This is a genomic window from Rhodobacter sp. NTK016B, from assembly GCF_017303295.1.
Classification (GTDB): Bacteria; Pseudomonadota; Alphaproteobacteria; order Rhodobacterales; family Rhodobacteraceae; genus Pararhodobacter.
Window position 1 is genome coordinate 348159 of record NZ_JAFKOK010000001.1, and the last position, 23404, is coordinate 371562.

Here is a 23404-nt window from a genome sequence, read left to right on the forward strand (position 1 = left end):
TTGACCGCAGCGAAGGAGCGGAACATGCGCAAATTTTTCAAGCGGCTGGGCTGGATTCTGGTGGCGATCGTCGTTGTGCTGGCTGCGGTGGGGCTATGGAAACGCGAAGAGGTCGCGCGTCTCTGGGCGGTAAATTCGCTGTTTGACGCCGACCGCATCGTCGAGAACTTCTCGCATATGGACACGCTGTTTCTGTCCGCTACGCTCGATGGCGGCACGCCCTCGGTATTGCCGCAGGGCCCCGAAGCGACGATGCCCGAGGGGCTCGAGGCGTGGATGACGCAACGCGCGGTGACCGGCATGGTGGTGCTGCATGACGGCGCCGTGGTGTTCGAGGACTACCGCCTTGGCACCGGGCGCGAGGATCTGCGCGTCTCGTGGTCGGTGGCGAAAAGCGCGCTGTCGCTGCTTCTGGGGACGTTGGTCGCCGATGGCACGATCCCCGATCTGGACGTCCCCGTCACCGATTACGCGCCCGAATTGCGCGGCTCGGCCTATGCGCGCGCGACGATCCGGCAGGTGCTGCAGATGCAGTCGGGCGTGGCCTTCGACGAGGATTATCTGGACTTCTGGTCCGACATCAACCGCATGGGCCGGGTGCTGGCCATGGGCGGCTCGATGGACGGCTTTACCATCGGCCAGACCGGGCGACGCGGACCGCCGGGCAGCGACTGGGCCTATGTTTCGCTCGACACGCATGTGATCGGCATGGTCATTCGCGGCGCCACCGGACGCTCGATCCCCGAATTGATGGATGAGCGCCTGCTGCGCCCGCTGGGGCTGGAGCGCGACGGCTATTACGTCACCGATGGCGACGGCGTGGCGTTCGTTCTGGGCGGGCTGAACCTGACCACCCGCGACTATGCGCGGCTGGGCCTTTTGGTCGCGCAGAACGGCGCGTGGCAGGGGCGTCAGCTGGTGCCCGCCGACTGGATCGCGGAAAGCACCGCGCCGGGCGCCTTCGAAGCCGAGCTGGGCACGGGCTACGGCTATCAATGGTGGTTGCCGCCCGAGGCCGAGCCGGGCGAGATCTGGGCGCGCGGCGTCTACGGACAGGAAATCTGGATCGACCGCCCGCGCGGCGTGGTGATCGCCGTCAATGCCGCCGACCGGGGTTTCTCCACGCGCGAGGTCACGCTTGAGAAGATCGCGCTGTTTCGTGCCATCGCCCGCGCGCTGTCGCCCGATCCGACCTGACAGGCCTCGCAAACCGGCCCGCTGACGACAACAAGGCCGCGTGAACAGCCGACACATCGGGGCTAATCCGTGTTAGGATTGCCTTACGCTCGAGAGACGCGATGCTCCGGATTATTCCGGTCAGACCGACACCCCATGAGCACGCTTGCTCTGTGCCCCTGCCACGAGCAAACGGACCCGCGAGACACCATACTCCATTCCTTGCCCCGAGGGCCAAAGCCTTGATGCCGACACCCAGACCTGCACGCCCCTTCCCAACCGCTGAAACCGGCCCCGACGGCAAGGTGACACCATGATCAAGGAAGCCTCTCTCAACGTCCTTGGCGGTGCGCTCGAAGAATGTTCGCGTGACCCGCTCACCGGTTTCTTTCGCTCGGGCTGCTGCGATACGGGGCCGCAGGATCATGGCCTGCACACCGTCTGCGCCGAGATGACCGCCGAATTCCTCGCGCTGTCGAAATATCTCGGCAACGACCTGTCGACGCCGCGCCCGGAATACGGTTTCGCCGGCCTCAAACCCGGCGACAGCTGGTGCCTGTGCGCCGGGCGGTTCCTGCAGGCGCATGAAGAAGGCGCCGCCCCGCGCCTCCGGCTGCGCGCGACGCATCTGCGCACGCTCGACATCGTGCCGCTTTCGGTGCTGCGTCTCTACGCCACCGACGAACCGCTGAGCTGAACGCCTGATGCGAAAACCGCGCGCAACCCTGAGGCTGCGCGCGGTCTCGCTTGCGGACAGGAAAGACTTGGGCGGATCAGTAACGCTCCATCCCCAATGCAACGGGCACGAGGCAATCGGACGAGCCGGTCTCGCCGGCGTGCTGGATCGCGACATAGGTATCACCCGAATCCACGAGGTCGCTGACATCGTGGACCACATGATCCCACAGCTGCGCATACGAGCCGCCAGCATCACCGTTCCAGTCGCCATCGGTACGCCGCGTTGACAGCGGGCCCGAGATATAGGTCCCGTTCACCTGCACGCTTTCATCTGCCACCGCAGAACTCAGTGTCAGGCCGGGATTGCCGTACTGACCGTCGGACTGAGCAAAATGCAGGATCGTCGAATAGCTGTTGCGCGCGGCCCAGGGCGAAGCGGCGTTCACGCTCAGCCCGTCGTAGCTGTAGAACATCTGCCCCGCCATCGGCCGGTCGTAGAGCGAGACATAGCGGTCGCCCGTGGTGATCACGAAGAGCGAGGCTCCGTTGATCGACGGATGGACGACGTTGCCCCAGGGCAGACTGCCATCCGTACGCCCAAAGGCCCATGCAGGTACCGTCAGACCATAGGTTCCGTTGCCGGTGATGATGTTCCGGCCGACCCAAGCGCGGTAAACGGTATTATAGGTACCGCCCCAGCACGGGGTCGAACCCTGCCCGACCTGCGTGCCGGTCACGCGGTAAAAGCCCGAGCGGTTGGGATAGAGCCGCTGAATATACAAGATCCGCTGGCCCGGTCCGGGAGTGCCCGAGGTGATGATGTTCCAGTACAGATAACCGTTGCGTACCGTGGCCCCGGACGGAATGCCCGAAATCTCGATTGCGCCATAGCCGCGATTGCGCAGCCCGACCCCGCCACTGTAGAGCGCCGAATCTGTCCAATACTGGATCCAGCGCATCCAGCCGACCTCGTAAACCGCGTTGGTCGACGTGTCGGGTATTGTTGTCGTGCCGTCCTGCGCCGCAGCCGGGGTGGCGGTCAGCCCGGCGGCAAGAAGTCCGGCCCCCAACACGCTGGCGCCGATCAATCTGACCCGCCTGAAATTCGCGGCGGCAAGGTGAAGGCTTTTGCGGAAAATGCTCATACCGATCTCCTTCTTTCAAAATGACATTGACCTAGCGTCACCCAAGCCACCGATTCGCAAAAGCCGTTACGAAAATGCCGAAGGAAATTATACTGAATGTTCGCGGTTTGATCTCAAATTGTGAACAATTATCGACGCATTTATTGCACAAGCGTAGCGTAATTCACGCCATCTGCCGGACAATGCGCATTCTAAAAGTGGTGGAGGAGGAACGAAAATCTCGTATAACGTGTGCGTGCGCGCTCTGTAGATCTTCGCGCCCTGTCGCGACAAGACGGCGCGCCGCGCCTTCGGGACCTTGCCAAGACGGTGGACGAAGCGCATGTCAGGCCCATGATAGAACCGCGCTTTCCGATTACGCCCGAACAGATCGACCTTGTCGTGACCGAGTTCTACGCGCTGGTGCGTCAACACCCAGGACTGGGTCCGGTCTTCGCGCGCCATGTCACCGATTGGCCCGCGCACGAGGCCAAGATCGCCGGGTTCTGGCGCAACGCGATCCTGTTCGAGCGCAGCTATGACGGCAACCCGATGCAGGTGCATGCCAAGGCGGGCGATGTGCGTCCCGGCATGTTCGATCCGTGGCTGGGGCTTTTCGACATGGTCCTGCACAAGCACCTGCCGCCCGAAACCGCGACCGCGTGGTCGGCGCTGGCCCACCGGATCGGGCGCAGCCTGCGGGCGGGGCTGGTCCCCAGCGCAACCAAGGGCGTGCCCAACCTGCGCGACGATACGGGCTTCGGCCCGCCGAGCCTGCGCTGAGGCGCGCTGCGTCTGAGACATGCCTCCCGTACCGTTGGTGGCGGCCAAAGCGCGCAGATGCGTTGCCAAGGCCGCCCGCCGATCCGGGAATGTGAAGCTTTAGGGCTTATGCCGCCGGGCTCAGTGTGACGCCCGGGATCATCACCGGGCGGCCATCGGAATTCTCGATCTCGAGATCTCGCACCATGCCCGAGGCGCGATCATAGGTCACGTCCAGCTCCATCCCGCCGCGGCGTGCTTCGACCTCGATATGCGTTTCGCTGGATTCCACCTGAACCGAATCCCAGCCGCCTGACTGGAACTGGTCACGCAGGTGATCGGGATCCAGCGCAGCGGCGGTCTGCGCCAGAACCGGGGCGGCACTCATGGCCGCGAAGGCCAGCGCGGCGGCGGGCAGAAAAGCGGCGATACGGGTCGTCATGTCGGTCTCCAATCTTGGGTCTTTGGCATTGTGTTCGCATCTGCGAATTCAACGCGAACGTGCCCCGACCGTTCCCCCGTCGCCACGCAAAAGGCGGCCCGATGGGCCGCCCTGCGCGTCGTTTCGCCGATCAGATTTTCGCTCAGACCTTCATCTCGACATCGAGATGCTTGGCCACCGTGAAGATGTCCTTGTCGCCCCGGCCCGAAAGGTTGATGACGATGATGTGGTCCTTGGGCAGGTCCGGCGCGATCTTCATCACATGCGCCAGCGCGTGCGAGCTTTCCAGCGCGGGAATGATCCCCTCGGTCCGGCAGCAGAACTGGAACGCATCCAGCGCCTCGTCATCGGTGATCGAGACGTATTTCGCCCGGCCGATATCGTGCAGCCAGCTATGCTCGGGCCCGATGCCGGGATAGTCGAGCCCGGCCGAGATCGAATGCCCCTCAAGGATCTGCCCGTCATCGTCCTGAAGCAAATAGGTGCGGTTGCCGTGCAGCACGCCGGGGCGCCCGCCGGTCAGCGAGGCGCAATGCTCCATCCGGTCGTCGACGCCATGGCCGCCAGCCTCGACGCCGATGATATCGACGGACTTGTCGTCGAGGAACGGATAGAAAAGCCCCATCGCGTTCGACCCGCCACCAACGGCGGCGATGATCGTGTCGGGCAGACGGCCCGCGCCTTCGTGCTCTTCAAGCTGCCAGCGGGTTTCGCGCCCGATGATCGACTGGAAATCGCGCACCATGGCCGGATAGGGATGCGGCCCCGCCACCGTGCCGATGCAATAAAACGTGTCGCGCACATTGGTCACCCAGTCGCGCAGCGCGTCGTTCATCGCGTCTTTCAGCGTGCCACGACCCGAGGTCACCGGCACCACTTCGGCGCCCAGAAGCTTCATGCGGAACACGTTGGGCGCCTGACGCTCGACATCGGTCGCGCCCATATAGACGATGCATTCCAGCCCGAACTTGGCACAGACGGTGGCCGTCGCCACGCCGTGCTGGCCCGCGCCGGTTTCGGCGATGATGCGCTTCTTGCCCATCCGCCGCGCCAGCAGGATCTGCCCCAGCACGTTGTTGATCTTGTGCGCGCCCGTGTGATTGAGCTCTTCGCGCTTGAGATACACTTTCGCGCCGCCCAGCTCTTCGGTCATGCGCTCGGCGTAATAAAGCGGCGAGGGGCGCCCGACATAGTGCTTCCACAGATCGTCCATCTCGGCCCAGAAATCCGAGTCGGTCTTGGCCCGCTCGTATTCCGCCTCGAGTTCCAGGATCAGCGGCATCAGCGTCTCGCTGACGAAGCGGCCACCGAAGATGCCGAAGCGGCCCGTCTCGTCGGGGCCGGTCATGAAGGAATTGATCAGGTCGTCTGGCATGGGGTCCCTCGTGTCTCGCTTCTGACTACTCTGTTCCGGTAGCCTGCTGCAATAAGGCAATGACATCGATATAGAGCGCGCGCGGCTCAAAACCCTCGTCGAGAATCTCCTGCCCGCGCGGATCCGAGGTCAGACGCGCAGCCTGCTGCTCGATCACGCGGCGCACACGGTCCAGCGGCGTCATGTTGTCGCTGTCGGTCAGCGCCAGATCCGCGCCCTCTTCCTGCAGGATGCGCAACAGCCCGATCTGGCCACGCCGGGCCACGCGGTGGCACAGCGTCTCCCAGCCTTCAAGCGTGTGCCAGCGCGTTTCGGGCGACAGGCCGTTCTGCAAAAGCCAGCGGAACACGTCGGGGCGCGGCGGCAGCATCGCCTGATCGGCCAGCCGGCGCATCTGAGGCTGAAGATCCACGCCCCCCGCCTGCAAGGCGGCCAGCGTGTCGGGGGTTTCGCACCGTGCATAGGCGTCGATCGGCTGGCTGCCCGCAGGCGGTGCCAGCATAGACGGGTCATCCGTCGGCGGTGCCTCGCGGTTGACATCGGCCCCGGCAGCGATCAGTTCGGCCACGCGCGTGGCCTGACATCCACCAATGGCCTGCCGGAGTTCGATATCCAGTTCGGCCGCGTCGGGCGGGGCCGACAGGCTGCGCCAGCTTCCGACCCCCAACAGAAAGACGAGCGCGACACCGCCGACCCACACGGATCCGCGATAGAACGGCGACGCGCGCCGGCTGTGTTGGGATGGCTCCTCTGGGGACGGTTCCATGCAGGCGAACCTAGCGCCTTGTCCCCGGCGTTCAAGGCGTCAGACGGTCGCCCTTTTTCGCGCGCACGCGCCGGGGTTGTGGCGCCCTGATCAAAGAAATCGAAAAAGCGAAATATTCCTCACATAGGCGTGAAACCTTTTGCGATCTCACGCGTTTGTCAGGAAAGCCCCGCCGCGGCGGTTTCCCGTCCGCAAGCTAAGCCGCCGCGGCGATAAGGGCTGATGATACGGAGATCCCCATGCCCCGCCTTATCGCCCCCCTCACCGCCTGCGCGCTTACCGTTGTGAGCTTCGCTGCACCGGCTTTCGGCAATCCCCCGGCCCCCTCGACCTCGGCCACGCAGCTTTCGGGCAGCGGGCAGGTCGGCATCGTATCGGCGGGATTGCAGGCGAGCGGTCTGATCGTCACCTTCGCGCTGCCCAACGAAAAGTCGGATCCGACCACCCGTCGCGACACGCGTATCGTCACGCCCGCCGATCTGGTCGACCGCGACGATCCCGCCCTGCCCTTCGGCAAGGTCATCGAACGCGAAAGCTGAACGAAGCGCCCTCAGCCCCGCGCGGCGCTGGCGAAACGGGCGATCAGGTCTGCCTGCTTGACGCCCGGTGCGCTTTCGACCCCCGACGACACATCGACTTGCTTCGCGCCGGTCAGCGCGATGGCTTCGGCCACGTTGGCGGGCGTCAGGCCACCGGCCAGCATCCACGGCACCGGCCAGCGCCGCCCGGCAATCAGACGCCAGTCAAAGGCCAACCCGTTACCGCCCGGAAGATGGGCGTTCTTGGGCGGCTTGGCATCGACCAGAAGCATGTCCGCCACCCGGCCATAGGTCGTCAGCGCGGCGAGGTCGGCTTCATCGGCCACGCCCACCGCTTTCATCACCGGCAGCCCGTGGCGCGCGCGCAGGGCCTGCACGCGCTCGGGGCTTTCCTTGCCGTGAAGCTGCAGAATGTCGAGCGGCACCTCGGCCAGTACCGCATCCAGAAACGCGTCGTCGGGATCGACGAACAGCCCGACCCGCGCCAGACCGGGGGGTACCGACAGCGCCAGCGGTCGGGCCTGCAGCGCGCTCAGGTTGCGGGGGGATTTGGGAAAGAAGACGAAACCGCCATAGCCCGCCTCGGCGGCGACCACGGCGTCGATATCCTGCGGGCGCGTCAGCCCGCAGATCTTGACCCTGACATCAGCCGGCATTGCCTGCTCACGCGTCCTTGTCGTCGAGAATCGCAAGCACCTGATCGCGCGAGCCATTGCCCGGCTTCGTCGTGGCAACCGCGCTGCCGGTGGTGACGGTGGCAGGCGTGCCCTGATCGGCGCGCAGGCGGTCCAGCTCGCGGCGGTTCTGCTTGGCTTCGACCCGGACCGAGCGTTCGCGCAGCCATTCCCAGATCAGACCCAGTACCAGCCCCAGCCCCGCCGCCAGTCCGACGATGATGAACAAAGGCAGGGTGATGGAATAGCCAAAGCCCAGAAACGCGGTCACGGTGTCCGGCCAAAGGGCCAGCGTCACGGGTTCGCGATTAGCCAGCGCGATGGTGACACAGAACAGCAGGACGATGGCAAGGAAGGCGTAGCGAAGGTATTTCATGATCTGGGTTGTCTACTCGTCGTTTGAGGTCTCAAGCCCGTTCAGCCGGTCGCGCAGAAGCTTGCCGGTCTTGAAGAAGGGAACGCATTTCTCTTCCACTTCAACCGTCTCACCCGTCCTCGGGTTCCGCCCCGTGCGCGCATCGCGCTGTTTGACCGAAAACGCACCGAAACCACGCAGCTCGACCCGCTCACCGCGCGACAGCGCTTCGATGATCTCGTCGAAGAAGGTGTTGACGATACGCTCGACGTCCCGCTGGTAGAGATGCGGGTTAGCCTCGGCAAGCTGTTGAATCAGTTCCGAACGGATCATTGCCCCCCCCGAGTGGCTTAAGTTCTGGCAGCTGTCGAGCATCTTCTGCGGATATGGCTTCGACGCTCTGACTATAGACCCTGTTTCAGGCCCGGCAACGAAAACTGCGCAATTTCGCATGTTTGCGCCGTCAATATCGGGGATTGCCTGCGAAACGCAACCCGAGAGCGGCGCGACAGCGACGAATCGGCGGCCTGCCGGCGCCACGTGCAAGCGAGCGCGGCGTCATCGGGTGAGTCGGGCATCGGGCCGGCACGCAGCGCGCGAATTCCCGCACGGCACGGCGTCGGCCATCCGACAAAGGGCCAGAGCAACCGGGCCAAAGAAAAAGCCCCGCTCTCGCGGGGCTTTTCCAAATCGTGACTGTTCGGGCTGTGCCGATCAGTTGTTGCCGCGAAGGGCGGCGCCGAGGATGTCGCCCAGCGACGCACCGGCATCCGACGAGCCGTATTGTTCCACGGCTTCCTTCTCTTCGGCGATCTCACGGGCCTTGATCGACAGACCCAGCTTGCGGGCTTTCGAATCGACCGAGGTGACGCGGACGTCGACCTTGTCGCCGGTGCCGAAGCGCTCAGGGCGCTGGTCGGCACGGTCGCGGGCCAGGTCCGAACGACGGATGAAGGACTTCATGCCGTTGTACTCGACCTCGATGCCGCCGTCTTCGATCGCGGTGACTTCGACCGTGATGATCGAGCCGCGCTTCACGCCGTCAATGGCTTCCGAGAAGGTGTCGGCGCCCAGAGCCTTGATCGACAGCGAGATACGCTCGCGCTCGACGTCGACTTCCAGCACCGCCGCCTGGACCATGTCGCCCTTGCGGTATTGCTGGATGGCTTCTTCGCCGCGCTGATCCCACGACAGATCCGACAGGTGGACCATGCCGTCGATATCGCCGTCGAGGCCGATGAACAGACCGAATTCGGTGATGTTCTTGACTTCGCCTTCGATGGTCGAACCGGCGGGATGCGATTCCGCGAAGACTTCCCACGGGTTGCGCTGGGTCTGCTTGAGGCCGAGCGAGACACGGCGCTTGGCCGAGTCGATCTCGAGCACCATGACTTCGACTTCCTGCGAGGTCGACACGATCTTGCCGGGGTGCACGTTCTTCTTGGTCCAGCTCATTTCCGAGACGTGGACCAGACCTTCGACACCGGGCTCCAGCTCGACGAACGCGCCGTAATCGGTGATGTTGGTCACGCGGCCCTTGTGGACCGAACCCAGCGGGTAGTTGGCTTCCACCGAATCCCACGGATCGGCCTGCAGCTGCTTGATGCCGAGGCTGATGCGGTGGGTTTCCTTGTTGATCTTGATGACCTGAACCTTGAGGTTCTGGCCGATCGACAGGACTTCCGACGGGTGGTTGATGCGGCGCCAGGCCATGTCGGTGACGTGCAGCAGGCCGTCAACGCCGCCCAGATCGACGAACGCACCGTATTCGGTGATGTTCTTGACGACGCCATCCAGAACCTGACCTTCGGCCAGCTTGCCGATGACCTCGGCGCGCTGTTCGGCGCGCGATTCTTCCAGAATGGCACGGCGCGAGACGACGATGTTGCCGCGACGGCGATCCATTTTCAGGATCTGGAACGGCTGCTTCAGACCCATCAGCGGGCCCGCGTCGCGCACGGGGCGCACGTCAACCTGCGAGCCGGGCAGGAACGCAACCGCGCCACCCAGATCGACGGTGAAGCCACCCTTGACGCGGCCGAAGATTGCGCCTTCGACACGCTCTTCTTTCTCGTAGGCTTTTTCCAGACGGTCCCACGCAGCTTCGCGGCGGGCCTTCTCGCGGCTCACCACGGCTTCGCCGCGGGCGTTCTCGACGCGCTCCAGATAAACCTCGACCTCGTCGCCGACGGCGACTTCGGGGGCTTCGCCGGGATTCGCGAATTCTTTCAGCTCGACGCGGCCTTCCATCTTGTAGCCGACATCGATGATGGCCTGGCCCGCCTCGATGGCGATGACCTTGCCTTTAACGACAGTCCCTTCATTCGGGGTGTCGATCTCGAGGCTCTCGTTAAGGAGGGCCTCAAATTCGTCCATAGCAGTGCTCATGCAGATCAGTTCCTTTGGGTTCTGTTTCACTGGCCAGACGGTTGGCTCCGCCGGTCTTTGACTGCCCGGGTCCAAAACCGAAACGGGCGCCACCGGGACGCCCGTTGCAACTCTGCCTCGGGATGGGGGCGGCTATAGCCGCGCGAAGCCTGTCTGGCAAGGGGAAACCCGGCTTTCGGGGTGATCGGCGGGCCGCCGCAAAAGGCCCTTCCCGCCATCCATCCCGGCGCCATGCGCAGGACCCTTTACAAGGCCCTGCCCCGCGCCGCGCCGTCCCTCAGATCCCGAAACAGATCCTGCGGTCGTGATCAGGCACCTATCAGGCCCCGATCAAGCCACACGGGTGACCAGCTCGTCCATCGGGCGGCGCACCTTTTTCATGTCGACCAGCCAGTCGCCCGACATGTCGCGGTAGCCCAGCGGCAACAGCGTCACCGAGCGCAGACCGCGTGCGCGCAGGCCGAGGATCTCGTCGACCTTGTCGGCATCGAAGCCTTCCATCGGCGTCGCGTCGACCGCCTCGAACGCGGCCGCCGTGATCGCCTGCGAGAAGGCGATATAAGCCTGCCGCGCGGCATGGTTGAAATTCTCTTCCGCCGTGCGCGGCAGATACATCGCCTTGAGACGATCATAATAGCCCGTCAGCGCCTCGCTGACCCCGCCCCGCTCAGCGCCGGTCTGCTCGACCACCGCGTCGATGCGCTCTTCGGTGTAGTTGTCCCATGCCGCGAAGACCAACAGATGCGAGCCATCGGTGATCTGCGCCTGATCGAACGCCGCGGCGCGAAGCTGCGCGCGGATTTCGGGATTGGTGACGACGATGATCTCGAACGGCTGCAGCCCGCTCGAAGTCGGCGCAAGCCGCGCGGCTTCGAGGATCCGCTCAAGCGCCTCGTCGGGGACGGCGCGGTTGGGGTCCATTTTCTTGGTCGCATAGCGCCAGTGGAGTTTTTCGATCAGCATTCCGGTCTCCTTTCCCCCGCCTTCGGGGGTGGTATTGTTTTGTGACCGGGTGAATATGTGATACTTGTATCCGGGAACAAGAAGGCACAGATCCGTCACCCGGTCACATCAAGGGAACCGGAACCAAAGGGGTACAGCCATGAAGGACGTCATCCATAACGGCACCACCTGCCAGCGGATCAACGATGTGCTGGCGCGCGTGGGCGACCGCTGGAGCATGCTGGTCGTCTACGCGCTGCGCGACGGGCCGGTGCGGTTCAACACCCTGAAGCGCGAATTGGGCATCTCGCAGCGGATGCTCAGCCTGACGCTGCGCAACCTTGAACGCGACGGGCTCGTTCTGCGCCACTACTACCCCGAGATCCCGCCCCGCGTGGAATACGAACTCACGCCGCTGGGCCACAGCCTGCGCGAGCCGGTGCGCGCGCTGACCGACTGGGCTCTGGCGCATCTCGACCATATCGACGCGGCGCGTGAAAGCTTCGATGCAGGCGCGGCGGCTGACACCGGCGCGTGACGCGCGGTCATCCGAAAACGGAAAGGCTAGGCAGAGTCCGCGCCAGTGCTAAGCTGCTGGCAGGGAGGACCAGCCATGACCATCATTCACAGCACGCATCCCGATGTGCCGCTGCGCAATATCAGCGTGACGGAATGCATCTTCGAAGGCGTCCCTGCGGACCGGATCGTCCTGATCGACGGCCCCAGCGGACGGCAGATGACCGGGCAGGAATTCATCACAGCGGTGAAACGGCTGGCGGGCGGTCTGACCGAAAGCGGCCATGCGCCGGGTGGGTGCGTGGCGATCATGGCGCCCAACATGCCCGAATTCTGCACCCTGTTCCATGCGGTAGCCTGGGCCGGCGGCACCGTCACCCCCGTCAACCCGACCTATACCGCGCATGAGCTGACCCATCAGCTCAACGATGCCGGCGCGACGCTGCTGATCACCGTCGCGCCCTTCCTCGACACGGCGCGCGAAGGGATCAAGGGCACGTCGGTGCAGGAGATCGTCGTCATCGGCCCGGACACCGAAGGCGCACGGGGCCTTGTCGCGCTGATGGGCGCGCCGCTTGAAACGCAGGCGCCAGTCGATCCGGAAACGCATGTCGTGGCGCTGCCCTATTCCTCGGGCACGACGGGGCTGCCCAAGGGGGTGATGCTGACGCATCGCAACCTCGTCACCAATATCGACCAGTCGCTCGCCATCGCGCCGCTTGAACCCGGCGAAACCACGATTGCCTTCCTGCCCTTCTTCCATATCTACGGGCTGCAAGTGCTGATGAATTTCTACCTGTGCCGGGGCGGTACGCTGGTCACCATGCCGCGCTTCGATCTGGAACTGTTCCTGACACTGGCCCAGCAACACCGCACGCCGCGCATGTGGATCGTGCCGCCCGTCGCGCTGGCGCTGGCCAAACACCCGCTGGTCGAAACGTTCGACCTGTCGCATGTCGTGCAGATCAACTCGGCCGCAGCCCCGCTCGGCGCCGATCTGGCCGAGGCGATGGGCGCAAGGATCGGCACGATGGCGACGCAGGGCTATGGCATGACCGAGCTCAGCCCGGTCAGCCATGTCTCGCCCAAGGGCAAGGGCCGCGCCGGGGCCTCGGGCGTGACGATCCCCAACACGCAATGCCGCATCGTCGATCCCGAAACGCTGCAGGACTGCGCGCAGGGGACGGATGGCGAATTGTGGGTGAAGGGGCCGCAGGTGATGAAGGGCTATCTCAACCGCCCCGACGCCACCGCCGACACTATCGTCGAGGGCGGCTGGCTCAGAACCGGCGACATCGCGCATTTCGATGCGGACGGATATCTCTATATCACCGACCGGCTGAAAGAGCTGATCAAGGTCAAGGGGTTTCAGGTCGCGCCCGCAGAACTCGAAGCGCTGCTGGTGACGCATCCCGCGATCACCGATGCGGCGGTGATCGGCGTGCCCGATGACGAGGCGGGCGAGGTGCCGATGGCGTTCATCACCGCGCAGACCCCACCCAGCCTTGCCGAGATTCAGGCCCATCTGGACGGCGAGGTCGCGCATTACAAGCAGATCCGCCGGCTGGAAGTGATCGACACGATCCCCAAATCCGCCTCGGGCAAGATCCTGCGCCGGGTGCTGAGGGACCGCATCGCCCGGGCGGGCTGACCCGGCACCATGGGCCGAAATGAGGGGGCTGTCTGCCCCCTCTTGGCCTGCGGCCAATTCACCCCCGAGGATATTTCGGGATCGAAGATGAGATCCGGCCGGTTTTCATTCTGCCGAAAATACTCATGGCCCGTCGGGGCCCCACTCTTCGTCAGAGGCGCGCGCGAGCGGGGCGGGTGGGTGGGAGCGACGCGCGCGCTCCTGCCCTGTCACAGCGCGCTGCCCTCGGGCGGATCGCAGGGCTGCGGCGCCGTGAAGGGGGCCGGGCCGAGCCCCTCGGCCCGGATCGCGGCGACGACGCTGGCGCGGTTTTCCAGCGCCCGGGCCATCGCCATCAGGCGGGAATAGCGCGCGGGCTCGAACCAGCGCGGGCCGGCGCCGTAGATCTGCGCCCAGCGCATCAGCGGCGCGAGATAGAGATCGAGCACCGAGACCTCTTTGCCGCCAAGCCAGTCGTGGCGTCCGCATTCCGCCTCGAGCAGCGCGAAATGATCCGTGAGGCGCGCCTTGATCCCCGCAAGCAGTGCCGCCTCGGCCCCCGGCGCGTATCGGTCGGGATAGAAGGCGATGCGCAGATCGGCGTGCAGCGTGTTCGAGGTGAAGAACAGCCATTTCAGGAAGGCCCCGCGCGCGGGATCGCCCGGCGCGGGCGCCAGCGCGCCGTGGCGCTCGGACAGCCACAACAGGATCGCCGCCGTTTCGCTGACGGGCCCGTCGGGCGTCTCGAGCACCGGGATCAGCCCTGCCGGATTGAGCGCGCGGTAGGCGGGGCTGTCCTGCGCGCGGGCACGGCGGTCGACAAGGGCCGTGCGATAAGGCTGTCCCAACTCTTCGAGCGCGAGGCGGATGATGAGCGAGGCGTTATCGGGGGCGTAATGCAGGATATAGGTCATTCGTCGTCGCGCCGGATGAGGCCGGTGACCGCAGCGGCGGCGAGCGCCGCGACGATCCAGCCGGCGATGGAGAGAAGCCATTGTCCCCAGAAGGCCGCCTGCCCCCAGCCGCCGCGCGCAGGCGAGGGCGCCCAGGCGCCGGTCTGGCCCACCTCGATGATCGGCACGACGGTGTCGAAGCCCCAGAGGACAGGGTTGAAGGTGGTCCAGTCGCGGCCCACTGTTTCGGACCATGTCAGCGCGGCATCGCGGGCGCCTTCGACGGCCTGCCAGCCCGGCGAGGTCAGGATAACATCGGAATTGGGCACCATGGCGCCGCTTGACCACGCCATCCGGGCAAGGAAAGCGGCCATCAGCCAGAGGCCCGCCAACCAGACGAGGCTGAGGAACGGGCGCCAGCCATAGCCGACCACGACCCGTTGCAACCCGTCCGAGACCCCCCGCAGATCGGCCCCGAGTCTACGCCAGCGCGCGCGCCATGTTCCGTCCAGTGCCCGATGCGCCCGGCGCCAGTCATGCAGCATGGTCAGCCGGCGTTGTTCGATCCTGACCCGGCGCGCCGCGCGCTCATGCCCCATCTCGCGCAGGACTTTGGCTAGCTGGCTGTAGGGTTGGGGATAAAAATCGTCGCTCCAAACTGTGCCGCGCCGGAGCCATTCAAGGCGGGATTCGGTGTCGGTAAAGGCGGCGGAGATACGCTGGTAGGTGAAACCGTCGAGGTTCACTCGACCTACAGGCCAAGAATCCATATCGTCCACCAGATCGCCGACCTGAGCTGACGCCAGATCAACCGCCCCCGAACTTATATCCACGCGGCGCCAGATAAAGCCTTCACCAACCCTTAGCCGCTGAGCCATTAGCGCCTTACCAGCCGCATTGCGGAACTCGCCTAGTTCACAAATTAGCTGCCCCCCGATCTCGGTGCCCGTGAGACTGACTTCTCCTCCGGCAGTGAAGCCCGCAGACAGAAACAAATCGCCTTCCAACCTCACGCCTTGGGCGTTCAGCGCGATACCACCGGGGTTGTGGAACATACCTTCTTCGCAATCCAGCTGCCCCCCGATCTCGGCGCCCGAGAGAGAGACTTGTCCCTCGGCGGTGAAGCCGTCAGACAGAAGCAAACTGCCTGATACCCTTACGCGCTGAGCGCTCAGCGCTATACCACCGGGGTTGCGGAAAGTGCCTTCTTCACAAGCCAACTGGCCCCCGATCTCGGCGCCCGAGAGACTGACTTCTCCTTCGCAGGTGAAGCCGCCCCGCAAGAACACATTGCCAGCCACTCGCACGCCCTGAGCGTTGAGACCGGGAAGAACGCTGTCCGTCAGATTTAGAGTTTCGAACCAAGTCTGCAGAGCTACGATGGGCTCTTGGAACCGGAAAAACGCCAGCATCGTCGGACCGTTCGCTTTGGCATAGCTCAGGTCCAGTTTTCCGGAAACATAGGCACCCAGCATCCGCACACCCTGTTCGTGCACGCGACACGCATCGCACCCTCCGAGGATCAGATAGCGCAGCACTTCGGCGCGGATGGTGCGGTCGGGGTCCGGGCGGTCAGGAAGCGTGCCATCGCCCAGCCAACAGCCCGACCCCGCCTTGCAGGCGTCGATCAGCGCCCGTTCCGGCTCGGTGGGGTTCAGCGCTTCGATCTCGCTCCAGATCCGTGCCATGCGCCCTCCCCGACATGCGGGACAACCTATACCTGTATGCCACCACCATCTGAATCCGGCGATTCATCGTCAACGGAAAAAACGCGGCGCGAAAAACTTACGGTCACACGGCACCTCCGCCCCTGTCCGCGCGCGGCCCGGCTTGCTATAAGCCTAGCGACCGGATCAGGAGCCTTGCCATGTCCCTCCAGCTCACCCCTATCGACCGCGCCAAATACGCCGCCGCCCGACGGGCCGTCGATCTCGTCGAGGACGGGATGAAGCTGGGGCTGGGGACCGGCTCGACCGCCGCTTGGATGGTAAGGGCACTGGCCGAGCGGGTGCGCGAGGACGGGTTGCGGCTGACCTGCGTGGCGACCTCGGCGCGGACCGGGCAGCTGGCGACCGAGCTGGGGCTGAAAGTGGTCACGCTGGACGAAGCGGGATGGCTGGACCTGACGATCGACGGCGCGGACGAGTTCGACACCGATCTGACGCTGATCAAGGGCGGCGGCGGGGCGCTGCTCATGGAGAAGATCGTCGCCACGGCGTCGGACCGGATGGTGGTGATCACGGATGCCTCGAAAGAGGTGAAGACGCTGGGCCATTTCCCCCTGCCCGTCGAGGTGATCCGCTTCGGCTGGCAGTCGAGCCGGATGCTGGCCGAGGAATTGCTGGGCGCGATGGACGTGATGGGCACGCAGGCCGTGCTGCGGATGAACGGCGAGACGCCCTTCGTGACCGAGGAGGGTAACTATATCCTCGATCTGTCGCTGGGGCGGATCGGCAATCCGCGGCAATTGTCGCTGGCGCTCAATCAGGTGCCCGGCGTGGTCGAGAACGGGCTGTTCATCGATATCTGCGACGCGGTGGTGATCGGCTTCGGCGACGGGCGGGTCGAGATGCGCGACATCGCCTCGGGCAGCGTGGAGCATGAGAAGATCGTGTTCGAAGACGAAGACAACATCTTTCGCGATATCTGAGACGGCGCGGGGTGCCCCGCGTGGCAGATGAGTATTTTCAGCAGAATGAAGGGGCGCAAGGTGGGCTTTCCCCGGGCGGGGCGGCTGCGCTTGTTCTCTGTGCGCGGCCCGCTTAGGTAAGGGCGACGCAGTTTCGCACGACTTCCCACGGAGACCCCGCCCCATGTCCGCCCCATCCTCCGCCCCATCGTCCGCTTTCGACTACGACCTGTTTGTCATCGGCGGAGGCTCGGGCGGGGTGCGCGCGGCGCGCATCGCCTCGAGCGAATACGGCGCCAAGGTCGCGATGGCCGAGGAATACCGCATGGGCGGCACCTGCGTGATCCGGGGCTGCGTTCCAAAGAAGCTCATGGTCTTCGCCGCCGGTCACGGTGCCACGATCGATGAGGCCGCGCTCTATGGCTGGCAGGTCACCAAGGGCGCCTTCGATTGGACGGCCTTTCGCCACAAGCTCGATGCCGAGCTGAACCGGCTGGAATCGATCTATACCCGCAATGCCGAGACCGCAGGCGTGACGATCTACCACCAGCGGGCCTCGGTCGCGGGCGCTCATGAGGTGCGGCTGGCCGATGGTCGGGTGGTGAGCGCCAAGCATATCCTGATCGCCGTGGGCGGCACGCCCTTCGTGCCCGAGCCCTATCGCGGACTGGGTGCGTGGACCTCGAACGACGTTTTCCTGTCCGACAGCCTGCCGCAATCGATCCTGATCCTCGGCGGCGGCTTCATCGCCTGCGAGATGGCGGGGATCTTCCAGGGCATGGGCTCGGCGGTGACGCAGATGTATCGCGGGCAGCAGATCCTGCGTGGCTTCGACGACGACCTGCAGGAGCATGTCGCGGTGGCGCTGGTGCAGCAGGGCGTCGCGCTTGAGGTGAATACCGATCTGGTATCGCTGGAGAAACTGCCCGACGGGCGGTTCCGCGCCTGCGACACGCAGGGCCGCAACCGGGTCTTCGACAAGGTGCTGTTCGCCACCGGGCGCGTGCCCAACACCGCCGGGCTGGGGCTTGAAGAAGCGGGCGTCACTTTGGGCAAGGGCGGCGCCGTCATGGTGGACGATTTCTCTCAGACCAACGTGCCGTCGATCTTCGCGGTGGGTGACGTGACCGACCGCATCCAGCTGACCCCGGTGGCGATCCGCGAGGGCCATGCCTTTGCCGACAGCGTGTTCGGCGGCAAGCCCGTCACGGTCGACCACACCAACGTAGCCAGCGCCGTCTTCACCCGACCCGAGGCCGGCACCGTCGGGCTGACCGAAGCGCAGGCACGCGAGAGCCACGATATCGAAATCTATCAGGCCAGTTTCCGGCCGATGCAGACCTCGTTCATCGGCGCCGAGACGAAGGCGCTGTTCAAGCTGGTCGTGGACAAGCCCAGCCGTCGCGTGCTGGGTTGTCATATCGTCGCACCCGGCGCGGGCGAGCTGATCCAGATCGCCGCCGTCGCGGTCAAGATGGGCGCCACCAAAGACGATTTCGACGCCACCATCGCGGTGCATCCGACGATGAGCGAGGAACTCGTGCTGATGCGCAAGCCCTCGCGGTAAGCGGCTTGGCTTGATACTATGCCCATCATCGCGGCAGGGAACGGGCGGCTTCGCCTTGAATCCCTGCCGAACGTGCCCAATTGAGGGCGTAAGACAGACCGATGACAGACCTGAACCAAGGAGAGGCCATGTCAGGCAACAGTGGAGGCCCCTGGGGCGGCAGCGGTGGAAACCGCGGCTCTTCGGGCGGGGGGAACCGCCCCAATGGTGGCGGTAATGGCCCCGAACGCCCGCAGATCCCCGAAATCGAGGATCTTGTGAAGAAGGGCCAGCAGCAACTCAAGGTGCTGATGGGCGGCCGTGGCGGCGGCGCGAACGGATCGGGCGGCGGGCGTGGCTCGGGCGGTCCGGGCTTTTCCGGACGCGGCGTTCTGATCGTGGTCGTCGTGCTGGCTGCCGTCTGGGCTTATGCGTCGTTCTATACGGTGCGTCCGGAAGAGCGCTCGGTCGAGCTGCTCTTCGGGCAGGAATTCTCGACCGGCGAGCCGGGCCTGAACTTCGCGCCGTGGCCCGCCGTCAGCTACGAGATCGTGCAAACCACGACCGAACGCGTGACCGAGGTCGGCGCCGGTCGTTCGGCACTCGATTCGGGCCTCATGCTGACCCGTGACGAGGCGATCGTGGATATCGAGTTCCAGGTCGTCTGGAACGTCGCCAATCCGTCGGACTACCTGTTCAACCTTGCCGATCCGTCGAACACCGTTCGTGCGGCGGCGGAATCGGCGATGCGCGATATTATCGCGCGCTCGGAACTCTCGCCCATTCTGAACCGGGATCGCGGCACGATCGCCGCCGAGCTTCGCCAGCAGGTGCAGGGGATCCTCGACGATTACGAATCCGGTGTGAGCGTCATTCGTATCAACTTCGACCGCGCCGACCCGCCGGCCGAGGTGATCGACAGCTTCCGCGAAGTGCAGGCCGCGCGTCAGGAACGCGACCGTCTGGAACGGCAGGCCGATGCCTATGCCAACCGCGTCCTTGCCGGCGCGCGTGGTGAAGCCGCTCAGGTGCTCGAAGAGGCCGAAGCCTATCGCGCACAGGTCGTGAACGAGGCCGAAGGTGAAGCCAGCCGCTTCCTTGCGGTCTGGGAAGAATACCAGAACGCCCCCGAGGTCACCCGGCAGCGGATGTATCTCGAATCGATGGAGCGCGTGCTCGGTGGGATGGATCTGACGATCCTCGATAACGTCACCGGCGAAAATGGCGGCTCGGGCGTCGTGCCTTACCTGCCGCTCGACAGCCTGCGTTCCGGCTCGTCCAGCTCGGATGGCACGACCAGCCGTTCGGTCCAATCCAATCAGGGGAGCAACTGATGAAACGCATCACGCTACTGATCCCCGCCCTGATCATCGCCGCCGCCGTGGCCCTGTCGTCGATGTTCATCGTCGACGAGCGGGAAAACGTACTGGTTCTGCAATTCGGTCAGGTCAAGCAGGTCCGCACCGAACCGGGGCTGTATTTCCGCTTCCCCTTCATTCAGGAAGTCGTGCGTTACGATGCGCGGATCCTCGGCCTGCAGTCGCAGCCCCTGGAAATCACGCCGCTGGATGACCGCCGCCTTGTCGTCGACGCCTTCGTGCGCTGGCGCATAAGCGACGTGCAGCAATTCCGCCAAGCGGTCGGCACCGAGGGCATCCGTGCCGCACAGGGCCGGATCGAGCGGATCCTGAACGCCGCGATCCGGGAAATTCTGGGTTCGGTGCCGTCGGGCGCCGTGCTGTCGGAAGACCGGACCGGCCTGATGGAGCTCATTCAGGATCTCGCCAGCCGCGAGGCGCGTTCGCTGGGCGTCGACGTGATCGACGTTCGCCTGACGCGTACCGACCTGCCCGAGCAGAACCTCTCGGCTACGTTCGCGCGGATGCGCGCCGAACGGGAGCGGGAAGCGGCGGATGAAATCGCCCGGGGTAACGAAGCCGCGCAGCGTGTCCGGGCGCAAGCCGACCGGACGGTGGTCGAACTCGTCTCGACCGCGCGTCGTGACAGCGAGATCATTCGCGGTGAGGCCGATGCCCAGCGGAACCGGATCTATGCCCAGGCCTTTGGTCAGGACCCCGAGTTCTTCGCCTTCTCGCGGTCGCTCACCTCGTACGAGCGCGCTCTGACCGGCGACAATGCGGCCATGGTGCTGAGCCCCGACAGCGATTTCTTCCGCTTCCTGCGCGAGATCGACCCGACGGGCAACGCCGCCGCAAGCCAGGTCACCGCGACGGCCGCGACCGAAGAGGCCGCAGCTGCCGAAGCGGCGGAGCAGAACGCCCCCGCCGAAGAGACGGCAACCGACGCGACCCCGGCCGAAACGGTCGACCCCGCGCCGGTCGAGACGCCGGACATCACCGCCGAGACCCCGAGCGAAGAGCCTGCGGTCACGGCGCCCGAGGACAGCCCCGAAGACGAACCCGTCCCGGCCAACTGATCCCCTGACAGACCCGACGCGCCCCCGCCTTGCCGGGGGCGCGCTTTTTTCCGGCGGACACTTTTCATGACCTCTTCCCCCAGCAACGCCCCGATCCTTGAACCCGGGGAGAAGACCCTTGCCGAATTCCGCCCCGACCGGGGCAAGTACTGGCGCGACCACGGCGTGATGGCCGTGATCCTGATGGCGCTGGCGGGGATCGGCCTGTGGATCATCGACAGCCCCTACCCCGCCATCGGCTCGCTGGGCGCGATCCTCGCGGTGGGCGTGCGTGCGACCTATCTGGCCAGCGAAACTCTGTCGCTGCGCTGGGTGCTGACGGACCGCCGGGTGATCCTGCCGGGCGGCCAGCGCGCCGTGATGCTGGGCGAGATTGCCAAGGTTCGCCCCCTTCTGGGCGACGTGCAGATCGTCACAAGCGGTGGCGACAAGCATCTGCTCAAGCATCTGGCCAACGGCCCGGCGGTTGTGCAACGCATCCTCGAAGCGCGCGACAAACGGGCAAAACGCCGCGCGGATTAACGCCACGCGATTGGTTTACGGGACTCTCACCTTTTTCGGATCAGCTTGTCTGACACGCTTGTCCGGAACCCCCGTATGCCCCTGCCTGCTTACGCTCTGATCATCGTTTCCCTTGGCCTGCTTCTGGGACTCGCTTTGCTCTTGCCGGGCCTTGAGCCGGTGCGCCGCGCCTTCCTGACCCCGGCGCCCGACCCCGCCCTCGCCCCCGGCGAATGCGTGATTGCCGACCTGCGCCCCGATGCCCGCGTGCTGATCCTGCTGGGCGCGCTGCTGATCGCAGGCACCATCGGCGCCGCGCTCACCGAAGAGATCCTGCTGGGTGCGCCCCGCGATATCGCGCTGCTGACGCTTCTGCCCTTCTCGACCGCTCTGGCGATCCACCTTGCCTGCCAGACGCGCTGCCATTGGCGGCTGACCGATCGCCGGGTGATCACCGCGCTGGGGGCAAGCCTGCCGCTTGGCGAGATCGGGCGCATCACGGTCGGACCGATGCTGGTACGCCTCGACGGGCATGGCACGCAGTCGCTGCGCCTGACCGGGCTGGCCGATGCCCATGGCGCGGCACAACTGATCCGCGACAGCCTGCCCGCCCATGCCATGACCACGCCCGCCCGCGCGCTTCGGCAGTAGCGTCAGCCGCCGCGCGACGTTATACACCGCCCGAACGCCCCGGCAGCGGCGCCGTCTCGGCGGCCTGCAGGGCGGGACCACAGGCGCAAAGAAGGCGGCGGCATGATCTTGCACTTCACCAATGCCCGGCTGATCGACCCCGAGGCCGGAACCGACCAGACCGGGACGCTCACCGTCGAAGACGGTCGCATCGCCGCTATCGACCAGGCCGCGCCCGCCGGGGCCACGCTGATCGACGCGCGCGGCAAATGTCTGGCCCCCGGCATCGTCGATTGGGGCGTCCATGTCGGCGAACCGGGCGGGCGCCACAAGGAGAGCTTTCGCTCGGCCGGACGCGCGGCGGCGGCGGGCGGCGTGACCACCTTCATCACCCGCCCCGACACGACGCCCCCCACCGACACGCCCGAAGCGCTGGATTTCCTGCGCCGCCGGGCCGATGCCGAAACGCAGGTCAAGGTGCACCACATGGCGACCCTGACGCGTGGGCGCGAAGGGCGCGAGATGGCCGAGATCGGCTTTCTGCAGGATGCAGGTGCGGTGGCCTTCAGCGACGGCGAGAAGGTCACGCGCGACACCAAGGTCTTTTCGCGCTGTCTGACCTATGCCCGCAGCCTCGGGGCGCTGGTCGTGGCGCATACGCAAGATCCGGGCCTGAGCAGCGGCGCCGCCGTCACCTCGGGCAAATTCGCCTCGCTGCGCGGGCTGCCCGGCGTCTCGCCGATGGCCGAGCGCATGGCCTTCGACCGCGACATGGCGCTGATCGAGATGACCGGCGCGCGCTATCACGCTGAACAGATCACCTGCGCGCGCACCCTGCCCGCGCTGGAACGCGCCAAGGCCAACGGGCTGGATGTCACCGCCGGGATCTCGATCCACCACCTGACGCTGAACGAATTCGACGTGGGCGATTACCGCAGCTTCTTCAAGCTCTCGCCCCCGCTGAGATCCGAGGACGACCGCCTCGCCGCGATCGAGGCCGTGGCGAAAGGCACGATCGACGTGATCTGCTCGCTGCACACGCCGCAGGACGAGGAATCGAAACGCCTGCCCTTCGAAGAGGCCGCGCCCGGCGCGGTGGGTCTGGAAACGCTGCTGCCCGCGGCGCTGCGGCTCTACCACAACGGTCAGCTTACCCTGCCGCAACTCTGGCGCGCGATGGCGCTGAACCCGGCGAAACGGCTGGGTCTCGATGCCGGGCGGCTGAGCGCGGGCGCCCCCGCCGATCTGGTCCTGTTCGACGCCGATGCGCCCTTCGTTCTGGACCGCTTCACGCTGCGCTCGAAATCCAAGAACTCGCCCTTCGACGGCGCCCGGCTGCAGGGCAAGGTGCTGGGCACCTGGGTCGATGGCGAGCCGGTTTACCAGCGCGAGGTCGCCTGA

24 protein-coding genes are annotated in these 23404 nt (G+C 65.5%); 13 read left to right on the forward strand and 11 right to left on the reverse strand.

Annotation, left to right across the window (positions count from 1 at the left end):
* The first annotated feature begins 24 nt into the window (after positions 1 to 24).
* Together JI664_RS01710 and JI664_RS01715 are read left to right on the forward strand one after the other, a co-directional pair.
* A complete protein-coding gene (locus tag JI664_RS01710) occupies positions 25 to 1197 on the forward strand; it encodes a serine hydrolase domain-containing protein (RefSeq protein WP_207011968.1) in 1173 nt (390 codons plus the stop codon).
* Positions 1198 to 1489: 292 nt separating this feature from the next.
* Positions 1490 to 1873, forward strand: a complete 384-nt coding sequence (locus JI664_RS01715) for a DUF2237 family protein (RefSeq protein WP_211201594.1) — start codon at positions 1490 to 1492, stop codon at positions 1871 to 1873.
* A gap of 76 nt (positions 1874 to 1949) precedes the next feature.
* On the opposite strand, the gene JI664_RS01720 is transcribed toward JI664_RS01715, so the two are convergent.
* Positions 1950 to 2999: a hypothetical protein gene (locus tag JI664_RS01720; protein WP_207011969.1), complete on the reverse strand. Its 1050-nt coding sequence runs from the start codon at positions 2997 to 2999 to the stop codon at positions 1950 to 1952.
* Positions 3000 to 3332: 333 nt separating this feature from the next.
* Here JI664_RS01720 and JI664_RS01725 point away from each other — a divergent pair, with 333 nt between their 5' ends.
* Positions 3333 to 3761, forward strand: a complete 429-nt coding sequence (locus JI664_RS01725; protein WP_207011970.1) for a group III truncated hemoglobin — start codon at positions 3333 to 3335, stop codon at positions 3759 to 3761.
* Positions 3762 to 3867: 106 nt separating this feature from the next.
* Here the strand turns inward: JI664_RS01725 and JI664_RS01730 are convergent, their stop codons facing one another.
* The 3 genes from JI664_RS01730 to JI664_RS01740 all read right to left on the reverse strand — a co-directional run bounded on the left by JI664_RS01730 (position 3868) and on the right by JI664_RS01740 (position 6323).
* On the reverse strand, positions 3868 to 4182 hold the full coding sequence (locus JI664_RS01730) for a hypothetical protein (RefSeq protein ID WP_207011971.1): 315 nt from the start codon (positions 4180 to 4182) through the stop codon (positions 3868 to 3870).
* Between the two features lie 142 nt (positions 4183 to 4324).
* Positions 4325 to 5557: a tryptophan synthase subunit beta gene (gene trpB, locus JI664_RS01735; RefSeq protein WP_207011972.1), complete on the reverse strand. Its 1233-nt coding sequence runs from the start codon at positions 5555 to 5557 to the stop codon at positions 4325 to 4327.
* A 25-nt stretch (positions 5558 to 5582) separates the two neighbouring features.
* Positions 5583 to 6323, reverse strand: coding sequence for an ankyrin repeat domain-containing protein (locus JI664_RS01740; RefSeq protein WP_207011973.1), 741 nt, complete (start codon positions 6321 to 6323; stop codon positions 5583 to 5585).
* A 239-nt stretch (positions 6324 to 6562) separates the two neighbouring features.
* On the opposite strand from JI664_RS01740, the gene JI664_RS01745 reads away from it, so the two are divergent.
* Positions 6563 to 6862: a hypothetical protein gene (locus tag JI664_RS01745; protein WP_207011974.1), complete on the forward strand. Its 300-nt coding sequence runs from the start codon at positions 6563 to 6565 to the stop codon at positions 6860 to 6862.
* Positions 6863 to 6873: 11 nt separating this feature from the next.
* On the opposite strand, the gene JI664_RS01750 is transcribed toward JI664_RS01745, so the two are convergent.
* From JI664_RS01750 to JI664_RS01770, 5 genes are all read right to left on the reverse strand, one after another.
* Positions 6874 to 7518, reverse strand: coding sequence for a phosphoribosylanthranilate isomerase (locus tag JI664_RS01750; RefSeq protein ID WP_207011975.1), 645 nt, complete (start codon positions 7516 to 7518; stop codon positions 6874 to 6876).
* Positions 7519 to 7525: 7 nt separating this feature from the next.
* Entirely contained in the window at positions 7526 to 7912 is a 387-nt protein-coding gene (locus tag JI664_RS01755; protein WP_207011976.1) for a lipopolysaccharide assembly protein LapA domain-containing protein, read from the reverse strand.
* A gap of 12 nt (positions 7913 to 7924) precedes the next feature.
* A complete protein-coding gene (gene ihfB / locus JI664_RS01760) occupies positions 7925 to 8224 on the reverse strand; it encodes an integration host factor subunit beta (protein WP_109533342.1) in 300 nt (99 codons plus the stop codon).
* 381 nt (positions 8225 to 8605) lie between these two features.
* Complete coding sequence (gene rpsA / locus JI664_RS01765; RefSeq protein WP_286173754.1) at positions 8606 to 10279, reverse strand: 30S ribosomal protein S1; 1674 nt, start codon at positions 10277 to 10279, stop codon at positions 8606 to 8608.
* A gap of 330 nt (positions 10280 to 10609) precedes the next feature.
* Positions 10610 to 11242, reverse strand: a complete 633-nt coding sequence (locus JI664_RS01770; RefSeq protein ID WP_207011977.1) for an NAD(P)H-dependent oxidoreductase — start codon at positions 11240 to 11242, stop codon at positions 10610 to 10612.
* A 139-nt stretch (positions 11243 to 11381) separates the two neighbouring features.
* Between JI664_RS01770 and JI664_RS01775 the strand changes: the two genes are divergently transcribed.
* Positions 11382 to 11759, forward strand: a complete 378-nt coding sequence (locus JI664_RS01775; protein WP_207011978.1) for a winged helix-turn-helix transcriptional regulator — start codon at positions 11382 to 11384, stop codon at positions 11757 to 11759.
* 75 nt (positions 11760 to 11834) lie between these two features.
* Complete coding sequence (locus JI664_RS01780; protein WP_207011979.1) at positions 11835 to 13388, forward strand: AMP-binding protein; 1554 nt, start codon at positions 11835 to 11837, stop codon at positions 13386 to 13388.
* 209 nt (positions 13389 to 13597) lie between these two features.
* Here the strand turns inward: JI664_RS01780 and JI664_RS01785 are convergent, their stop codons facing one another.
* Positions 13598 to 14281 carry a glutathione S-transferase family protein gene (locus JI664_RS01785; RefSeq protein ID WP_207011980.1) on the reverse strand — a complete coding sequence of 228 codons (684 nt, stop codon included), beginning with the start codon at positions 14279 to 14281 and terminating at the stop codon, positions 13598 to 13600.
* Positions 14278 to 15948, reverse strand: coding sequence for a hypothetical protein (locus JI664_RS01790; RefSeq protein WP_207011981.1), 1671 nt, complete (start codon positions 15946 to 15948; stop codon positions 14278 to 14280). Before JI664_RS01790 ends, JI664_RS01785 begins: the two co-directional genes overlap by 4 nt.
* 179 nt (positions 15949 to 16127) lie before the next feature.
* On the opposite strand from JI664_RS01790, the gene rpiA reads away from it, so the two are divergent.
* The 7 genes from rpiA to pyrC all read left to right on the forward strand — a co-directional run bounded on the left by rpiA (position 16128) and on the right by pyrC (position 23404).
* Positions 16128 to 16910 carry a ribose-5-phosphate isomerase RpiA gene (gene rpiA / locus JI664_RS01795; protein ID WP_207011982.1) on the forward strand — a complete coding sequence of 261 codons (783 nt, stop codon included), beginning with the start codon at positions 16128 to 16130 and terminating at the stop codon, positions 16908 to 16910.
* 163 nt (positions 16911 to 17073) lie between these two features.
* Complete coding sequence (gorA, locus tag JI664_RS01800) at positions 17074 to 18456, forward strand: glutathione-disulfide reductase (protein ID WP_207011983.1); 1383 nt, start codon at positions 17074 to 17076, stop codon at positions 18454 to 18456.
* 128 nt (positions 18457 to 18584) lie between these two features.
* Positions 18585 to 19769 (forward strand): FtsH protease activity modulator HflK, encoded by a 1185-nt coding sequence (gene hflK / locus JI664_RS01805; RefSeq protein ID WP_207011984.1) that lies wholly within the window; start codon positions 18585 to 18587, stop codon positions 19767 to 19769.
* Positions 19769 to 20872 (forward strand): protease modulator HflC, encoded by a 1104-nt coding sequence (gene hflC, locus JI664_RS01810; RefSeq protein WP_207011985.1) that lies wholly within the window; start codon positions 19769 to 19771, stop codon positions 20870 to 20872. The genes hflK and hflC overlap by 1 nt, the downstream gene beginning before the upstream one ends.
* 66 nt (positions 20873 to 20938) lie before the next feature.
* Positions 20939 to 21394, forward strand: coding sequence for a hypothetical protein (locus JI664_RS01815; RefSeq protein WP_207011986.1), 456 nt, complete (start codon positions 20939 to 20941; stop codon positions 21392 to 21394).
* Positions 21395 to 21469: 75 nt separating this feature from the next.
* Positions 21470 to 22024 carry a hypothetical protein gene (locus tag JI664_RS01820; protein WP_207011987.1) on the forward strand — a complete coding sequence of 185 codons (555 nt, stop codon included), beginning with the start codon at positions 21470 to 21472 and terminating at the stop codon, positions 22022 to 22024.
* Between the two features lie 102 nt (positions 22025 to 22126).
* Positions 22127 to 23404: a dihydroorotase gene (gene pyrC / locus JI664_RS01825; RefSeq protein ID WP_207011988.1), complete on the forward strand. Its 1278-nt coding sequence runs from the start codon at positions 22127 to 22129 to the stop codon at positions 23402 to 23404.

What these genes read in the sequence shown, in the direction of transcription:
- ihfB (WP_109533342.1), bottom strand. Translation starts at nt 8,224, where the DNA reads ATGATCCGTTCGGAACTGATTCAACAGCTTGCCGAGGCTAACCCGCAT.
- JI664_RS01745 (WP_207011974.1), top strand. Translation starts at nt 6,563, where the DNA reads ATGCCCCGCCTTATCGCCCCCCTCACCGCCTGCGCGCTTACCGTTGTG.
- rpsA (WP_286173754.1), bottom strand. Translation starts at nt 10,279, where the DNA reads ATGAGCACTGCTATGGACGAATTTGAGGCCCTCCTTAACGAGAGCCTC.
- JI664_RS01750 (WP_207011975.1), bottom strand. Translation starts at nt 7,518, where the DNA reads ATGCCGGCTGATGTCAGGGTCAAGATCTGCGGGCTGACGCGCCCGCAG.
- JI664_RS01820 (WP_207011987.1), top strand. Translation starts at nt 21,470, where the DNA reads ATGCCCCTGCCTGCTTACGCTCTGATCATCGTTTCCCTTGGCCTGCTT.
- JI664_RS01725 (WP_207011970.1), top strand. Translation starts at nt 3,333, where the DNA reads ATGATAGAACCGCGCTTTCCGATTACGCCCGAACAGATCGACCTTGTC.
- JI664_RS01790 (WP_207011981.1), bottom strand. Translation starts at nt 15,948, where the DNA reads ATGGCACGGATCTGGAGCGAGATCGAAGCGCTGAACCCCACCGAGCCG.
- JI664_RS01730 (WP_207011971.1), bottom strand. Translation starts at nt 4,182, where the DNA reads ATGACGACCCGTATCGCCGCTTTTCTGCCCGCCGCCGCGCTGGCCTTC.
- JI664_RS01740 (WP_207011973.1), bottom strand. Translation starts at nt 6,323, where the DNA reads ATGGAACCGTCCCCAGAGGAGCCATCCCAACACAGCCGGCGCGCGTCG.
- trpB (WP_207011972.1), bottom strand. Translation starts at nt 5,557, where the DNA reads ATGCCAGACGACCTGATCAATTCCTTCATGACCGGCCCCGACGAGACG.
- JI664_RS01715 (WP_211201594.1), top strand. Translation starts at nt 1,490, where the DNA reads ATGATCAAGGAAGCCTCTCTCAACGTCCTTGGCGGTGCGCTCGAAGAA.
- JI664_RS01780 (WP_207011979.1), top strand. Translation starts at nt 11,835, where the DNA reads ATGACCATCATTCACAGCACGCATCCCGATGTGCCGCTGCGCAATATC.
- JI664_RS01710 (WP_207011968.1), top strand. Translation starts at nt 25, where the DNA reads ATGCGCAAATTTTTCAAGCGGCTGGGCTGGATTCTGGTGGCGATCGTC.
- hflK (WP_207011984.1), top strand. Translation starts at nt 18,585, where the DNA reads ATGTCAGGCAACAGTGGAGGCCCCTGGGGCGGCAGCGGTGGAAACCGC.
- JI664_RS01770 (WP_207011977.1), bottom strand. Translation starts at nt 11,242, where the DNA reads ATGCTGATCGAAAAACTCCACTGGCGCTATGCGACCAAGAAAATGGAC.
- JI664_RS01815 (WP_207011986.1), top strand. Translation starts at nt 20,939, where the DNA reads ATGACCTCTTCCCCCAGCAACGCCCCGATCCTTGAACCCGGGGAGAAG.
- JI664_RS01755 (WP_207011976.1), bottom strand. Translation starts at nt 7,912, where the DNA reads ATGAAATACCTTCGCTACGCCTTCCTTGCCATCGTCCTGCTGTTCTGT.
- JI664_RS01785 (WP_207011980.1), bottom strand. Translation starts at nt 14,281, where the DNA reads ATGACCTATATCCTGCATTACGCCCCCGATAACGCCTCGCTCATCATC.
- gorA (WP_207011983.1), top strand. Translation starts at nt 17,074, where the DNA reads ATGTCCGCCCCATCCTCCGCCCCATCGTCCGCTTTCGACTACGACCTG.
- rpiA (WP_207011982.1), top strand. Translation starts at nt 16,128, where the DNA reads ATGTCCCTCCAGCTCACCCCTATCGACCGCGCCAAATACGCCGCCGCC.
- hflC (WP_207011985.1), top strand. Translation starts at nt 19,769, where the DNA reads ATGAAACGCATCACGCTACTGATCCCCGCCCTGATCATCGCCGCCGCC.
- JI664_RS01775 (WP_207011978.1), top strand. Translation starts at nt 11,382, where the DNA reads ATGAAGGACGTCATCCATAACGGCACCACCTGCCAGCGGATCAACGAT.
- pyrC (WP_207011988.1), top strand. Translation starts at nt 22,127, where the DNA reads ATGATCTTGCACTTCACCAATGCCCGGCTGATCGACCCCGAGGCCGGA.
- JI664_RS01720 (WP_207011969.1), bottom strand. Translation starts at nt 2,999, where the DNA reads ATGAGCATTTTCCGCAAAAGCCTTCACCTTGCCGCCGCGAATTTCAGG.